Consider the following 16,285-nt stretch of genomic DNA (forward strand, 5'->3'; position numbering starts at 1 on the left):
GCAGCCGCCCCGCGCTACGGCGGCCCCCGACGGCACTCGTGCGACCCTCCGACGTCCGGGCCTCAGGCGCCGCCGAGCCAGCTGCCGGCGTCGAGGCGGAACGCGGTCTCGGCCGGGACGACGGTGCGCAGGGCGGCTTCGACGTCCCGCAGGCGCCCGGCGCCCAGCGCGGCCGCCCACTCGGCGCGCAGTTCGTCGAACACGGCCGCGGAGCGCATGAGGGCGTCGCGGCCGCGCGGGGTGAGGCGTACGAGCTTGCGGCGCGCGTCCGCGGGGTCGTCGGCGCGCTCCGCGTAGCCGAGGCCGAGCAGCCGGTCGACGGTCTTGCCGGCGGCCTGCTTGGACACGCCCAGACGGCGGCCGATGTCGCTGGCGGTCGCGCCGTGGCCGCCGATGGCCTGGAGGGCGAAGCCGTACGCGGGGCGCAGGCCGGGGTGGCCCTCCTCGGCGAGCCGGACGTGCAGGCGGTCGATGAGGGTGCGGAAGCCGCCGAAGAGCAGCAGGGGCAGCTCGAAGCCGGGAGTGTCGTCAATCCCCTTGCCCGAATCGACAACCTGGTTTACTTTTTCCTCATCAGCATGGTCAACCATGTTGTCGATTCTAGCGCGTCCCACTCGACGCACACCTCTCCGGGAGACGATGCATGACCGCCGATCCGTCCGACCTGTCCGCCCGCACCGCCCGCGCCGTCGCGCTGCTCAAGGAGTCCCCGCAGACCCTCGACGGCTTCCTCAAGCTCAGCGAGATGTTCGAGTCCACGACCCTGGACGCACACTCCCGCGAGACCGTCATCCTCACCGTCGCCGCGCGCAACCAGTGCCACCTGTGCGTCGACATGCACGAGGCCAAGCTCGGCGCGCTCGGCCCGGCCCCGGAGCCCGAACGCCTCGACGCGGTACGCCGGTTCACCCTCCAGGTGCTCGCCTCCTCGGGCGCCGTGAGCGAGGAGGAACTCGCCGCCTTCCAGGCCCACGGCTACACCCGCCGCAACGCTCTGGAAGTCGTCCTCGGCATCGGCACGTACACCGTCTCCACCTTCGCCAACCGCTTCACGGGCGCCGCCTAGCGGCCGGGTCGGGGCTACTCGGGCAGGTGGGAGGGGGCGAGAGCAATCCTGAAGATGTCCGGGGGCGGCGTGGTTTCTAGGGTCGAAGCCTCGACTCTCTGGAGGCATCCCGATGGCGACTGCTTGCCCTTACGCGCTCGACCGCAACGGCACGGACGTACATGCTGAGAACGCGCTCTTGCGCTCGCAGGGGCCGGTGGCTTCGGTGGAGCTCCCTGGCGGCGTCTCGGCATGGACCGTGGTGGACCACGCCCTGGCCAAGAAGGTGCTGAACGACGCGCGGTTCGTGAAGAACCCACAGGCGTGGCCCGCCTTCGCGGCCGGCGAGATCCCCTCGGACTGGCCGCTCATCAGCTGGGTCGTGATGGACAACATGACGACCCACGACGGCGCCGACCACAGCCGGCTGCGCAGGCTCGTCTCACAGGCCTTCACCCCGCGCCGGGTCGCCGCGACCCGGCCGATGGTCGAGGCCATCACCACCGAGCTCCTCGACAGACTGGCGGCCGTGCCGGAGGGCGAAGTCGTCGACCTGAAGGGAAAGTTCGCGTACGCGCTGCCCGCCGCGGTGATCTGCGACCTGTTCGGCGTACCCGCCGAGTCCCGCGCCGAGGTCCTGCGCGGCGGCGAGGTGACCACCAGCACCTCGCTCACGGAGGAGGAGGCGGCCGCCAACGTCGCGCACTGGCACCAGGCGCTGGGCGACCTCGTCGACGCGAAGCGCCGCGAGCCGGGCGACGACCTGACCAGCGTGCTGATCGAAGCGGCGTCCGAGGGTCAGCGGCTGACGCACGAGGAGCTGGTCGGCACCCTGTTCCTGATGCTCGGCGCGGGCTCCGAGACCGTGATGAACCTCCTGTGTCACGCGGTGAAGAACCTCCTCGCCAACCCCGACCAGCTGAAGCTGGCGCTGAGCGGCGAGGTGGCCTGGGAAGAGGTCGCCGAAGAGGTCATGCGGGTGCAGTCGCCGATCAACCAGCTGCCGTTCCGGTTCGCGACCGAGGACGTGGAGCTCGGCGGGGTGACGATCCGCAAGGGCGACCCGGTCCTGATGGGCTTCGCCGCGACGGGCCGCGACCCGCAGCTGCACGGCGAGGACGCCGACCGCTTCGACATCACCCGCCCCAACAAGACGCACCTGTCGCTGGGGCACGGAGCGCACTTCTGCATGGGCGCGCCGCTGGCCCGGATGGAGGCCGCGGTCGCGCTGCCCGCGCTCTTCAACCGGTTCCCCGACCTGGCGATCGCCGTGTCGGACGACGAGTTGGTGCCGATGCCGTCCTTCATCATGAACGGCCCCCTCACCCTGCCCGTACGGCTCGGGCGGGAGCGGACGGTCTAGTGCGGTAACCGGCAGGCCGGTCGTGCGGCGCGCGGGACGGCGGGGGCGGGCGGATTCGCCTGCCCCCGCCGTCCGCGTGCGGCTCCTCAACCCTTCGCCACGCCCTGCGAGATGAAGATCGCATAACGGCTGTGCCCGATGATGTCCGCATCGGCCCCACTTCGCTCCTTTTTTGATCTCGAACGGAACATTAGGTTCCAGTTCGGTCGCTCGTGTGATGCACGCGACCTCTCTGTTTCTTGATCAAATCGTGGGGTAATTTTGCGATCCCGTTTTGCGGGTGCGCCTCTTCGGCGTACCCGTTCACTGAGAGGCGGACCGGGTGGCATCCGTGCCACCGCGACCGGCCTCGCACTGGTGATGTCGCTGTCGACGCTCTACGGAGCCGAGGCCGCCGTCGCCGCACCGCCCAACCGCACGGCCAAGGCGAAGCCGAAGGTCCAGACGCCGGACTCGGCCCGCGACATCGCGTCCGCGCGCGTGGCCGCGCGGCTGTCGGGCAAGCGGGTCGAAGCGCTTTCCGAGCGCACGGAGACCTCGACGACGTGGGTCAACAAGGACGGGTCGCTCACCACCGAGCTGTCGGCCGGCCCGATCCGCTACAAGGACGGCCTCAGCGACGACTGGCGTGACGTCGACGTCAGCCTGGCCCGGCGCACCGACGGCTCGGTCGCGCCCAAGGCCCACCCGCGCGGGCTGCGGCTCGCGGGCGGATCCGGCTCCCGGGCCGCGTCGCTGAAGGCCGCTCAGGCCGCCCCCGCCGCGGACCTGGTCACCCTCGGCGAGGGCGACCAGCAGATCACCCTCCAGTGGCGCGGCGCCCTGCCGGCCCCGAAGCTGGACGGCACCCGCGCCACCTACGAGAACGCCGTGCCCGGCGCGGACGTGGTCGTCGAGGCCACCCGTACCGGTTTCGAGCAGTTCGTCCAGGTCAAGGCGAAGCCCGCGGCCGGGTTCTCGTACACCCTGCCGCTGCGGACCAAGGGCCTGAAGGTCGTCCAGCAGAAGGACGGCAGCCTGCTCTTCACGGACAAGAAGACCAGGAAGTCCGCGGTCATGCCCGCCCCCGTGATGTGGGACGCGACCGTCGACAAGGTCTCGGGTGAGCACACCCACCGGGCGAAGGTCGGCCTGAAGGTCGTCAAGGCCAAGGGCGGCGTGGACCTGGTCCTGACCCCGGACGCGAAGTTCCTCGCGGACCCCGCCACGAAGTACCCGGTGACCGTCGACCCGTCGACGTCGACGCTGGGCAACCTCTTCGACACGTACGTCCAGCAGGGCGAGACGGTCGACTGGTCGAACGACACCGAGCTGGACCTGGGCAACCCGGGCACGAAGAACGCCGACGGCACCTTCCGTACCGCGCGTTCCTTCATCACGTGGAACACGGCTCCGGTCGCGGACGCGCTGATCTCCTCCGCGACGCTGTCGCTGTGGAACTTCCACTCGGGCAACACCGACTGCACCGCCCAGCCCTGGGAGGCGTGGACCGCGAACAACGCGTCCACGGCCTCGCGCTGGACGAACCAGCCGTCGATGGTCACCAAGATGGCCACCTCCACCGAGACCAAGGGCAACGCGGCCTGCACCGCCGACGGCTGGATCAACTCCAACGTCACGAACCTGGTGCAGCACTGGTCGAACAACAAGTGGGCGTACGCGGGCATGGGCCTGCGCGCCACCGACGAGAACAACACGAAGCAGTGGAAGCGGGTCAACTCCGCCAACGCCGCCTCGAACCCGCCCAAGCTGACCGTCACGTACAACTACCGGCCGAAGACGGGCACCAAGCAGGAGGCCGGCCCGCCGTTCTTCTCGTACAGCGGCAGCTACGTGGTCAACACCACCACGCCCACGCTGCGGGACACCTTCGTCGACGCCAACGGCGACAAGGTCGACGGCACGTTCCAGATCTTCGACTCGGTCACCGACACGCAGGTCGGCAACGTGCTGGTCTCGCCGTTCGTGCCCTCCGGGCAGGTCGCCTCGGTGACCGTGCCCGCCGGGGTGCTGACGAACGGCAAGACGTACAAGTTCCGTACGAACTCCTACGACGGCACGCACTACAACCTGGGCTGGTCGGCCTGGAAGACCTTCACGGTCGACACCTCCGCCCCCTCCGCACCCACGGGCATCACCTCGACGGACTACCCGTCCACGTCGTGGGTCAAGGGCGCCGGCCAGAACGGCGTCTTCAACGTCACGCCCAACGGCACCGACCACAACTGGCTGGAGTGGTCCCTCGACGGCGCCACCTGGACCAAGGTCGCCACCGGCGGCGCCGCGGGCGCGAAGGCCATCACCGTCGCCCCGCCCAAGGACGGCACCCACACCCTCCAGGTCCGCGCGGTCGACAAGGCCGACAACCGGTCCGAGGCCGCCGAGTACACCTTCCACGCCGGCCCCGGCGGCTTCGTGCAGCCCGCCGAGGGCGAGCGCACCGCCCGCCGCCTCCCGCTGACCGCGGAGGCCGACGGCGGCAAGTACGACAAGGTGTCCTTCTCGTGGCGCCGTTCCGAGGCCGACGCCTGGACCGCCATCCCGGCCGGTGACGTCACCTCCGGCGGCACCCCGCTGACCGCGTGGCCCGTCCCGCTCGTGGGCGGCAAGAACGCCGGACTCGTCTGGAACGCCACCGACACCGTCAACCCCGACGGCACCGTGCAGATCAAGGCCGACTTCACCGGCCCCAACTCCGCCATCGGCGCCACCCAGCCGCTGTCCGTCATCGTCGACCGCAACGCCTCCGGCGCCGCCTCCGAGCAGGTGGGCCCCGGTACGGTCAACCTGCTGACGGGTGACTTCGCCCTGTCGGCGTCCGACGCGTCCGCCTTCGGCCTCTCCGCCTCCCGCTCGACCTCGTCCCGTCAGCCGGGCGCGGGCGTCTCGGAGGGCCAGGCGGCCATCTACGGCAAGGAGTGGGTCTCCGGCACCACGGCCGAGCTGACCGACGCCAACTACAGCCACGTCCGCAAGGTGTCCGGCACCGCCGTCGACGTCGTCCTCACGGACGGCACGGCCGTCCACTTCTCCGCCAACGCGGCGCAGAACGGCTGGATCCCCGAGGCCGGCTCCGAGGAGTTCGTCCTCACCGGCTCCGTCACCGGCAGCTTCACCCTCGCGGACAGCAGCGGCAACGTCACCGAGTTCACCAAGCCGGACGCCGGGGCCACCACGTGGCAGGCATCCAGCAGCTTCGCCGCCGGCATCGGCAACTCGACGACCAGCGTGGTCTCCGAGACCGTCACGGTCGACGGCAAGAAGCTGGCGCGCCCCAAGCGGGTCATCGCCCCGACCTCCGCCGCGTCGGCCGCCACGTGCGCCGCCGACCCGTCCGTCAAGGGCTGCCGGGTCATGGAGTTCGTCTACGCGACCTCCACCACCGCCACCGGCCACTCCGTGTCCGCCGACTTCGGCGACTTCGCCGGCCAGGTCAAGGAGATCCGGCTCTGGGCGACCGACCCGGGAGCGGCCGCCGCCACGGCGACCGCCGTCTCCACCTTCCGCTACGACCTGTCCGGCCGGCTCCGGCAGAGCTGGGACCCGCGGCTGGGCCAGATCGCGCAGACCCAGTACTCGTACGACAGCGCCGGGCGGGTGAACTGGTACGACGTGCCGGGCCAGCTGCCGTGGACGTTCACCTACGGCAAGGCCGGCAACAGCTCCGCCGCCGGTGACGGCATGCTCCTGAAGGCGTCCCGCGCCGGACTGAAGCAGGGCACGACCGACGTCCAGGAGGGCACCGCCACCACGACCGTCGTCTACGACGTCCCGCTGACCGGTGCCAAGGCGCCGTACGCGATGGGCGCCGCCGACGTGAAGGCGTGGGGCCAGACCGACGCCCCGACCGACGCCACCGCCGTCTTCCAGGCGGACTCCGTGCCCGCCTCGAACTCCGGCGACGCGCTGACGGCCGGCGACTACGCCCGCGCCACCGTGTCCTACCTGGGCGCATCGGCGCGCGCGGTGAACTCCGCGGCCCCCGGCGGCCACATCACCACCGGCGAGAACGACCACTTCGGCAACGCCGTCCGTGAGCTGACCGCCGGCAACCGCGCCGTCGCGCTCGGCCTCACCGCCGCCGACCGGGCCGTCCAGGCCGACCTGGGCATCGCCCAGCTGAGCAGCGCCGACCGGGCCGAGCTGCTGTCCTCCCGCACCGTGTACAGCGAGGACGGCAGCCGTGAGCTGGAGCAGTTCGGGCCGCTGCGGCGGGTCGAGCTGACCTCCGACCTCAAGTCCGGCGCCACCGTCCTGGTCGGCTCCGGCACCTCGGTGACGGCCCGCGCCTGGACCGTCAACGAGTACGACGCGGGCCGCCCCACCGACGGCTCCGCGAAGATCAAGGGCCAGGTCACCAAGGTGACCGCCGGCGCGCAGGTGCGTGAGCACCCGACCGTCCTCGGCGAGACCACCGAGACCCAGACGGTGTTCGACTGGACCAAGGGCATCCCCCTGAAGTCCGTCGTGGACCCCTCCGGCCTCGCGGTCACCACCTCCACGGAGACCGACGCGGAGGGCCGGATCGTCAAGCAGCTGCTGCCCGGCGCCAACGGCGCCGACGCGGCGACCCGCGTGACGACCTACTGGTCGGCCACGGGCACCGGCACCTGCCAGGGCCGTCCGGAGTGGGCCGGCATGGTCTGCTCCACGGGTCCGGGCGGCGCCATCACCGGCGGCGGCTCTCAGCCCTCGCAGATGCCCGTCAAGACCACCGAGTACGACCGCTGGGGCAATGCGGCCAAGGTCACCGAGACCGCCAACGGCAGCACCCGCACCACCACCATCGGCCACGACGCGGCCGGCCGCGTCAACTCGGTGAAGACCACCGGCGGCCTCGGCCAGGCCATGCCCGACACGGCCACCGAGTACGACCCGGCTTCGGGAGCGGTCGTCCGTACGACCTCCCCGACGGCGGGCACCGTCACCCGCGAGTACGACAAGCTCGGCCGTCCCGTGGCGTACACGGACGCCGACGGCGGCCGTACGACGACCGAGTACGACCTGCTCGGCCGTCCGGTGAAGTCGAGCGACTCGGTGCCGTCCACCGTGACGTACACCTACGACCACGCGGTCGAGCCGCGCGGCTTCGCGGTCCGGACCACCGACTCGGTGGCCGGCGCCTTCGAGGCGGGCTACGACGCCGACGGCCAGCTCGTCAGCGAGAAGCTGCCCGGCGGCTACACGCTGCGGCAGTCGTCCAACACCGTGGGCGCCGTCACCTCGCGCGTGTACACGCGTGACAGCGACGCGGCGCTGGTCTACTCGGACACCGTCACCCAGTCGGTGCACGGGCAGGTCGCCTCGCACACCGGCTGGTCCGCCCAGTCGTACCGGTACGACAAGTCGGGCCGGCTCTCCTCGGTCGAGGACACCGCTGACACGGTCTGCACGCGGCGCGGCTACGCCTTCGACGCGCGCTCCAACCGCACCTCGCTGACCACGGCGACGGGCACCCCGGGTGCCGACTGCCCGGCCACCGGGGGCACCGTCACCACGTCCTCGTACGACAGCGCCGACCGCCTGGTCGACGCCGGCTACGTGTACGACGCCTTCGGCCGCACCACGTCGCTGCCGGGCCACGGGTCGATCGGCTACTACGTCAACGACCTGGTGCACCAGCAGACCGCGGGCGGTGAGCGCCAGACCTGGTCGCTCGACCCCACGCTGCGCTTCCGCTCGTGGAAGAAGGAGACCGGCTCCGGCTCGACCTGGACCACGACCGCCTCGAAGGTCAACCACTTCGACGCGGACGGGGACAGCCCGCGCTGGATCGTGGAGGACGCCACGGCGGGCACCCTGACCCGCAGCATCGCGTCCGCGGGCAGCGCGCTCAGCGCCACCACGAGCAAGACCGGCGACACCACGCTCCAGATGACCACCATCCACGGCGACGTGGCGCTCCAGCTCCCGCTGGACGTCTCCAAGGCGCCGGTGGCCATCGACGCCGACGAGTTCGGCAACCCGCGCGCGGGCCAGGCGGCGACCCGCTACGGGTGGCTGGGCGCCAAGCAGCGCTCCGCCGAGACGCTGTCCGGTCTCACGCTGATGGGCGTCCGCCTGTACAACGCGCAGACCGGCCGCTTCCTCTCCCCCGACCCGGTGTACGGCGGCAACGCGAACGCGTACGTCTACCCCGGTGACCCGGTCAACTCGTTCGACCTGGACGGGCGCGCCTCCGCGCGCGGCTGCAACTGGTGGTGCGAGCAGACCTTCTGGGCGCTGGAGTTCGCCCTCGGCAACATCGTCTGCCGGATGAGCGGCTGGTGGGCCGTCCTCTGCGAGGGCCTGGTCGGCGGCACGATGGCGCTGGCCCAGTACGCCTACCGCTGCGCGGGCCGGTGCTGGAGCTGGGGCACCGCGGGCTCGAAGTTCGCCTGGGGCTTCGTATCGGGCTCCGGCATAGCAGGCGGCTGGTACTACATCCGCAGGCGCTGGGGAGGCACCATCCGCGGCTGGGTGTACATGCTGCGGCGGCCGATCCTCAGGTACCTCGGCCGTCAGGCCTGGGACTACGTGCGCTGGGGTCTGGACGCAGCCGGACTCTAACCTTCCGTTTCCCTGATTAAGGTGGGGGTGCTCTTGTCGGCCCGACGAGGACACCCCCACCTCCGCCGTATCCGGCACAGCACGCCCCGCTCGCACCGAGGAGAACGACCATGCCCGCCGTCCGTCTCTACATCGTCACCAGGGCCCTCGCCTTCGCGGCCGGCGCCGGGCTGGTCCTGGCGTCCCTGCTGATCCTGTCCACGCACGCGACCGGCGACGATCCGCAGCGGCCGGTGTCGGACACGCTGCTCGCCGCCGGAGCGGCGGCCGGCATCGTGATCACGATGCTGTTCCTGATCTTCCTGGTCTCCGGCCTGCTGCACCTGCGGGCGCTGCGCGCGGCGGGGATACCGGTGGACCGCTCCACGGTCGCCCCCGGGCACGGCGCGAAGGTCCGGCTGGACGTGGACCCGCAGACGGCGTTCCGCGCCGCGCGCAGCGCGCTCAAGGCGCTCCCCGGCACGCAGGTCCGCCGGGAGGACCGTGCGGGCGGGCGGCTGCGGGCGGTGCGGCGGGCGCCGGCCAACCGCGGCTTCGCGCAGATCGTCACCGTGGAGGTGACCGGGCCGGACTCCGGTGCGGTGGTCCGGGTGACCTCCCACGCCGCCTTCCACCTGGCCGTCTTCGACATGGGCCGGGCGCGGCTCACCGTGCGGGACTTCGCCGACGAGCTCCGGACCCGCGCGGTGGCGGACGCCTGAGCCGACGCGCGGGAGCCCGCTCCCGGTGTGCCGGAGCCCGGGTGCGGACGTCCGCACCCGGGCTCCGGCATACCGGCAGGTGTACGGGTCAGGCCTTACACCGGCGTTCTTGCATCAGCCCTTGCGGACCACGCTCGACTTGAGCTGCATGGGGCCGAAGCCCTCGACCTTGCAGTCGATGTCGTGGCCGTCCACGCCGTCCACGAGACGGATGTTGCGCACCTTCGTGCCCGCCTTGATGCCCGAGGTGCTGCCCTTGACCTTCAGGCCCTTGATCACGGTCACGGTGTCCCCGTCGGCCAGCACGTTGCCGACGGCGTCCTTGACCACCCGCTCCTCGGAGCCCGCTGCGGGCTCCGAGGAGGTGCCGGGCGACCACTCGTGGCCGCACTCGGGGCAGACCAGGAGCGCGCCCATCTCGTAGGTGTAGGCGCCGGAGCACTCGGGGCAGGGGGGCAGAGCAGACTCGTTCACCCCGGGATTCTACGCCCCCCTTCAGCCTCGCCGGCGTGGCCGGATCATGCGCCCCGGGACGCGGGCGAGGCCGACGGGGGCCGGGAGCGGGCCGGCGCGGCCCTCAGCCTGCGAGGACCGTGGCGGACACCGCCGCCGGGACCGGGGCGTAGCCGGTGGGGCGGGTGGTGAAGGTGCCGCGGCCCTGGGTACGGCTGCGCAGCCGGGACGCGTAGCCGAACAGCTCGGCCAGGGGCACGACCGCGGTGACGGCCGTGGTCCCGGCGCGCGCGGTCGATCCCGCGACGCGTCCGCGCCGGGCCGCGAGGTCGCCGAGCACCGCGCCGACGCCGTCGTCGGGCACGGTGACGACGACCTCGGCCACCGGTTCCAGCAGTTCCATCCGGCAGCGGCGCAGCGCCTCGCGCAGGGCGAAGCGACCCGCGGCCCGGAACGCCATCTCCGAGGAGTCCTTGGGGTGGGTGGCCCCGTCGGTGAGGGTGACGCGGAGCCCGGTCACCGGGTGCCCGCCGAGGGGACCCTCGGCGAGCGCGTCCCGGCAGCCCGCCTCCACGGCCCGCACGTACTCCTGCGGCACCCGGCCGCCGGTGACGGTGGAGCGGAACACGAACCCGCCGCCGGTCTCCGTGCCCGCGCCGGTGCCGGTGCCGGTGTCCGTGTCCGGCGGCTCGACGTCGAGGACGATGTGCGCGAACTGGCCGGCGCCGCCGTCCTGCTTGACGTGCCGGTACACCAGCCCGCTCACGCCGCGGGCGACCGTCTCCCGGTAGGAGACCCGCGGCCGGCCCACGGCGACGTGCAGGCCGTGGCTGCGCCGGATCTTCTCCACCGCCACCTCCAGGTGCAGTTCGCCCATCCCCGACAGGACCGTCTGGCCGGTCTCGGGGTCCGTCCGCACCGCGAGCGACGGGTCCTCCTCGACCAGCCGGGCCAGCGCCGACGACAGCCGTCCGGCATCGGCGCTGCCGCCCGCCTCCACCGCGACGGACACCACCGGCACGGCGGCCGTCGGCGGTTCCAGCACCAGCGGCGCGTCCGGCGCGCACAGCGTGGACCCGGCGCGGGCCGTCTTGAGCCCGACCACGGCCACGATGTCGCCGGCCACGGCCTCCTCCACTTCCACGTGCCGGTCGGCCCGCATGCGCAGGATCCGGCCGACGCGTTCGGTACGGCCGGCGCCCGCGTCCAGCACGGTGTCCCCCTTGCGCAGGGTTCCCGCGTACACGCGCAGGCAGGTCAGCCGTCCGGTGGCCGTCGCGTTCACCTTGAAGGCGAGCGCGGCGAAGGGCGCCGCCGGGTCGGCGGGCCGTTCGACGACCGCCGTGCCGTGGGTGCCCCGTACCGGTGGCACGTCCACGGGTGCGGGCAGGTAGGCGACGGCCGCGTCGAGCAGCGGCTCGACGCCCCGGTTGCGGTACGCGGATCCGCAGAGCACGACCACGCCGTCACCGCTGCGCGTCAGGTCGCGCAGCGCCGCGGCCAGGGTGGCGGCCGAGAGTGCCGCCCCGGCGCAGTACTCCTCCAGGGCGGCCGGATGGAGCTCCGCCACCTGCTCGTCGAGCCGGCGCCGGCGCCGCAGCGCCTCCTCGCGGAGCGCCTCGGGTACGGCACCCTCCTCGACGGCGTCCCGGCCCGCGTGCCAGGTCAGCGCGCGCATCCGGACGAGGTCGACGACGCCGGTGAAGCCGTCCTCCTGTCCGATGGGGAGCTGGACCACGAGCGGTACGACGTGCAGCCGGTCCCGCAGCGACGTCACCGCGGTGTCGAGGTCGGCGCCGGCGCGGTCCATCTTGTTGACGAACGCGATGCGCGGCACACCGTGGCGGTCGGCCTGCCGCCACACCGCTTCGCTCTGCGGTTCGACGCCCGCGACGGCGTCGAAGACGGCCACGGCGCCGTCGAGGACGCGCAGCGAACGTTCGACCTCGTCGGCGAAGTCGACGTGTCCGGGGGTGTCGATCAGGTTGATGCGGTGGGCGTCCCACGTGCAGCTGACCGCGGCCGCGAAGATCGTGATCCCCCGGTCGCGTTCCTGCGGGTCGTAGTCGGTGACGGTGGTGCCGTCGTGGACCTCGCCGCGTTTGTGGGTGGTTCCGGTGGCGAAGAGGACGCGTTCGGTGAGCGTGGTCTTGCCGGCGTCGACGTGCGCGAGGATGCCGAGGTTGCGCACGGCGGCGAGTGCGTCGACGTACGTGGCGGGTGTGGTGCAAGTGGTCGGTGTGGCGGGCTGGTTGGTACGCACGGCCCGGGCCTTTCGTCGTGGCTGGTTCAACGGGGCGGCGCGATGTACGGACGGACGCGGCGGGGCGGCGAGGGCACGGCCGTGCGGCGCGGGTGGGCGCCGGGGCGTGCCGGATCGCGGGGACCGCGGCGGAACACGGCGCACCGCGGCAGGCTCAACAGCCCGCCGGGTGGCCGGGGTTCGTCTCGTAAGGGGTTTCCGGTGAGAGCCGCGCAGCCGTCACCGGGCGGCGGGAGACACCGGGATCACGTCGTACCGGGCGCGGGGAGCGCGGACGGCGGTGTGGTCGCGCACGGCCCGGCTCCCTTCGTTCGACGGCCAGCAATGTCTGGCGGGCGCAATGCCACGCTCGTGGCTGCGTGGGAGCGACTCTAGGGAACCGGGCCCGGTTCCGTCACCGCATTTACCGCGGGGCCCCGCTCCCGTCACCACCCGTGTGCGGCCGGGTCGGTGCCGGGCGTGAGGGGTTCAACCGGGCTGCGACCCGTACGGGTTGGGGTCGGGTCCGGGCTGTTCCTGGGGTGCTTCTAGGGGTCATTTAAGGGTATGGCCGGGGTGCCGCCACTGCATAGCCTGCCGAAGTGGCGGCCGCTGGTTCTCGGTGGCCGCCTTCCTGAAGGAGAGGTTGGCATGCATGCTTTGACCGAGGCCCTTCTGCGAGGAGCCGGCCCGGAGGAGATAGCGGCGACGGAACTGCCCGGTTCATATCTGGCAGCGCATCTCCGGGCTGAGGACCTCGGGATGTTCGAGGGGGTTTCCGACAAGGACGTGCGGAAATCGCTTCACGTCGGCGAGGTCCCGATGCCGGAACTCGCACCGGATGAGGTCGTGGTGGCCGTCATGGCCAGTTCGATCAACTACAACACGGTGTGGTCCGCGATGTTCGAGCCGGTCCCCACCTTCGAATTCCTCAAGCGTTTCGGCCGCGAGGGCGGTTATGCGGCGCGCCACGACGTGCCGTACCACGTGATCGGTTCGGACGCCTCCGGCGTGGTGGTGCGCGTCGGCGCCGGCGTGCGCAAGTGGAAGCCGGGCGACCACGTGGTGGTCAGCTGTGTCCAGGTCGACGACCAGGAGCCGGCCACCCACGCGGATGGCATGCTCGGGTCGGGCCAGCGGATCTGGGGCTACGAGACGAACTTCGGCGGGCTCGCGCACTACGCGGTGGTCCGCGCCAGCCAGCTGCTCACCAAGCCGGCGCACCTGACCTGGGAGGAGTCGGCGAGCGTCATGCTGACGGCCGCCACCTCGTACCGGATGCTGGTCAGCGACAAGGGCGCCCGCATCAAGCAGGGCGATGTCGTCCTGATCTGGGGCGCGACCGGCGGGCTGGGCGCGTACGCCGTGCAGATGGTCAAGAACGCGGGCGGGATCGCGGTCGGCGTGGTCAGCTCGGAGCGCAAGGCGGAGATCCTCCGCCGGCTGGGCTGCGACGTGGTGATCAACCGGAACGAGATCGGGCTCGGCGGTGACGACGCGCTCACGCCGGAGCGGACCATCGAACTGGGCAAGCGGCTCGGCCGTGCCATCCGGGCGGCGGTCGGCGAGGATCCGCACGTGGTCTTCGATTTCATCGGGCAGGCCACCTTCGGCATTTCCGTTTTCGTGGTGCGGCGCGGCGGTGTCGTGGTCACGTGCGGTTCGAGCACCGGATATCAGCACCAGTTCGACAACCGCTATCTGTGGATGAATCTGAAGCGGATCATCGGCAGCCATGCCGCGAATCTCCAGGAGCAGTGGGAATGCAACCGGCTGTTCGGGCTGGGGCACATTTCTCCGGTCCTCTCGGAGGTGTTCCCGCTGTCCGACGTGGCGGAGGCCGCACGCCTGGTGCAGGAGAACCGGCATGCCGGAAAGGTGGGTGTGCTGTGCCTGGCTCCGGAGGAAGGTCTCGGGGTCACCGATCCCGAACGGCGCGCCGCGATCGGCGCCGACCGGCTGAATCCCCTACGGGCCGTGGAAAAGGTGGCGTGAGGCGATGACCGGCACGACGAGCACCACCGGCACGACGGGCACGACGGGCACGACGGACACGACGGACACGACGGACACGCCTATCGGCATCATTTCCACCGGCTCCTACCTGCCCAAGGACGAGGTCGGCAACGAGGAGGTCGCGGCGCGGGTCGGCGTCACGGCCGAGTGGATCGAGCGCAAGACCCAGATCGTGTCGCGCCGTTACGCCGCGCCGGACGAGGCCACCTCCGACCTGGCGGTGCGCGCCGCGGAGCAGGCGCTGCGGCAGGCCGGCCTGACCGCGGACCGGATCGACTACCTGATCGTGTCCACGTCCACGGGCGACTTCCCGCAGCCGCCGACCTCCTACCTGGTGCAGGACGCCCTCGGCGCGTACGGCGCGGCGTGCTTCGACGTCAACGTGGTGTGCAGCGGCTTCGTGTACGCGCTGGAGCTGGCGCACGCGCTGGCCGGCCGGCGGCCCGGTGCGCACGTCCTGGTGATCGGCGCCGACCTCTACTCGCGGATCCTGGACTTCTCGGACCCGCGGACGGCCGTGCTGTTCGCCGACGGGGCGGGCGCCGCGATCGTCGGCCCGGTGGCCGAGCCGTACGGGATCGTCGGCATCGACCTGGCGAGTCGCGGCGACGCCCACGACCTGATCCGGGTCGAGGCGGGCGGCAGCCGCAACCCGGCGTCGGCGGCCACGGTCGCCGAGGGCGGGCACTACTTCCGGATGAACGGCCGCGGGGTCCGGGACTTCGTCTCCGAGCACGTGCCGCCCGCGCTCACCGCGCTCGCGGACCGGGTGGGCGTACGCCTCGACGAGGTGGACCACTTCGTGCCGCACCAGGCCAACGGCGTGATGCTGGGCGAGGTGGTCGAACTGGCCGGACTGACGCGGGCCACGACCCACCGCACCCTGCAGAAGTACGGGAACGTGGGCAGCGCCTCGGTACCGGTCGCGCTCGACGACGCGAACCGCTCGGGTGCGCTCGCGCCCGGCGACCTGGTGCTGCTGGCCGGCTTCGGCGGCGGCATGTCGATCGGTGCGTCGCTGCTGCGCTGGGGGGTGTCCGCATGAGCACCGCGGAGATCCTGCGGGTCGGCGTGGTCGGCAGCGGCATCATGGGGGCCGGCATCGCGGAACTGTGCGCGAAGGCGGGCCGCGAGGTGACCGTCGCCGTGTCCTCGGACCGCTCACTGGCGGCCGGTCCGGCGCGGGTGGCGGCCTCCCTGGAGCGGGCCGTGTCCCGGGGCAAGCTCACCGCCGCGCAGCGCGACGAGGCGCTGGGCCGCATCACCTTCACCCGAGACCTGGGCGAACTCCACGACCGGCAGCTGGTGATCGAGGCCGTGAAGGAGGACGAGGACCTCAAGCTGGACGTCTTCGCCGCCCTGGACAAGATCGTGGCAGCGCCGGACGCGGTCCTCGCCTCCAACACGTCGTCGCTGTCGATCGCGCGCCTCGCCCGCGCCACCGCACGGCCGGAACGGGTGGTGGGCATCCACTTCTTCAACCCGGTGCCGGTGCTGCCCCTGGTCGAGATCGTCGGCACGCTTCTGACCGACCCTCAGACGACGGACAGGGCCGAGTGGTTCGTGGCGAACGCGCTCGGCAAGACGGTCCTGCGGTCGCCGGACCGGGCGGGCTTCGTCGTCAACGCCCTTCTGTTCCCGTACCTGTTGTCGGCGATCCGCATGGTCGAGTCCGGCCACGCCACCGCTGAGGTCATCGACCGGGGCATGACGATGGGCTGTTCGCACCCCCTCGGGCCGCTGGCGCTGGCCGACCTGATCGGCCTCGACACGACCGTCTCGATCTCCGAGGCGCTGTACGAGGAGTTCAAGGAGCCCCTGTACGCGCCGCCCGCGCTGCTGCGCCGGATGGTCGAGAGCGGCCTGCTCGGCAAGAAGTCCGGGCGCGGCTTCCACGCGTACCGCTAGCAGGACCG

General features: G+C 71.9%; 10 protein-coding genes. 7 read left to right on the forward strand and 3 right to left on the reverse strand.

Annotated elements, in window-relative coordinates:
* Positions 1–62: 62 nt before the first annotated feature.
* The gene (locus tag OG764_RS06115; RefSeq protein WP_328967363.1) at positions 63–590 is read right to left on the reverse strand and encodes a MarR family winged helix-turn-helix transcriptional regulator; all 528 of its coding nucleotides are present in this window, start codon (positions 588–590) and stop codon (positions 63–65) included.
* A 53-nt stretch (positions 591–643) separates the two neighbouring features.
* Here OG764_RS06115 and OG764_RS06120 point away from each other — a divergent pair, with 53 nt between their 5' ends.
* The 4 genes from OG764_RS06120 (at position 644) to OG764_RS06135 (ending at position 9,658) form a co-directional block, all read left to right on the forward strand.
* Positions 644–1,066: a carboxymuconolactone decarboxylase family protein gene (locus OG764_RS06120; protein ID WP_328967364.1), complete on the forward strand. Its 423-nt coding sequence runs from the start codon at positions 644–646 to the stop codon at positions 1,064–1,066.
* A 112-nt stretch (positions 1,067–1,178) separates the two neighbouring features.
* Positions 1,179–2,408, forward strand: a complete 1,230-nt coding sequence (locus tag OG764_RS06125; RefSeq protein WP_328967365.1) for a cytochrome P450 family protein — start codon at positions 1,179–1,181, stop codon at positions 2,406–2,408.
* 360 nt (positions 2,409–2,768) lie between these two features.
* Complete coding sequence (locus OG764_RS06130; protein WP_328967366.1) at positions 2,769–8,957, forward strand: DNRLRE domain-containing protein; 6,189 nt, start codon at positions 2,769–2,771, stop codon at positions 8,955–8,957.
* Positions 8,958–9,067: 110 nt separating this feature from the next.
* Positions 9,068–9,658, forward strand: coding sequence for a hypothetical protein (locus OG764_RS06135; protein WP_328967367.1), 591 nt, complete (start codon positions 9,068–9,070; stop codon positions 9,656–9,658).
* Positions 9,659–9,772: 114 nt separating this feature from the next.
* Here OG764_RS06135 and OG764_RS06140 read toward each other — a convergent pair whose 3' ends face one another.
* Together OG764_RS06140 and fusA are read right to left on the reverse strand one after the other, a co-directional pair.
* Complete coding sequence (locus tag OG764_RS06140) at positions 9,773–10,132, reverse strand: zinc ribbon domain-containing protein YjdM (RefSeq protein WP_328967368.1); 360 nt, start codon at positions 10,130–10,132, stop codon at positions 9,773–9,775.
* A gap of 103 nt (positions 10,133–10,235) precedes the next feature.
* Entirely contained in the window at positions 10,236–12,302 is a 2,067-nt protein-coding gene (gene fusA, locus OG764_RS06145; protein ID WP_328972893.1) for an elongation factor G, read from the reverse strand.
* A 702-nt stretch (positions 12,303–13,004) separates the two neighbouring features.
* Between fusA and ccrA the strand changes: the two genes are divergently transcribed.
* Genes ccrA through OG764_RS06160 form a run of 3 tightly spaced genes read left to right on the forward strand, consistent with a single transcriptional unit; the run spans position 13,005 to position 16,277 of the window.
* Positions 13,005–14,348: a crotonyl-CoA carboxylase/reductase gene (gene ccrA / locus OG764_RS06150; protein ID WP_328972894.1), complete on the forward strand. Its 1,344-nt coding sequence runs from the start codon at positions 13,005–13,007 to the stop codon at positions 14,346–14,348.
* A gap of 4 nt (positions 14,349–14,352) precedes the next feature.
* Positions 14,353–15,414, forward strand: a complete 1,062-nt coding sequence (locus OG764_RS06155) for a 3-oxoacyl-ACP synthase III family protein (protein WP_328967369.1) — start codon at positions 14,353–14,355, stop codon at positions 15,412–15,414.
* The gene (locus OG764_RS06160) at positions 15,411–16,277 is read left to right on the forward strand and encodes a 3-hydroxybutyryl-CoA dehydrogenase (protein ID WP_328967370.1); all 867 of its coding nucleotides are present in this window, start codon (positions 15,411–15,413) and stop codon (positions 16,275–16,277) included. Before OG764_RS06155 ends, OG764_RS06160 begins: the two co-directional genes overlap by 4 nt.
* Positions 16,278–16,285: the final 8 nt, after the last annotated feature.

The organism is Streptomyces sp. NBC_00239, assembly GCF_036194065.1.
Taxonomy (GTDB): domain Bacteria; phylum Actinomycetota; class Actinomycetes; order Streptomycetales; family Streptomycetaceae; genus Streptomyces.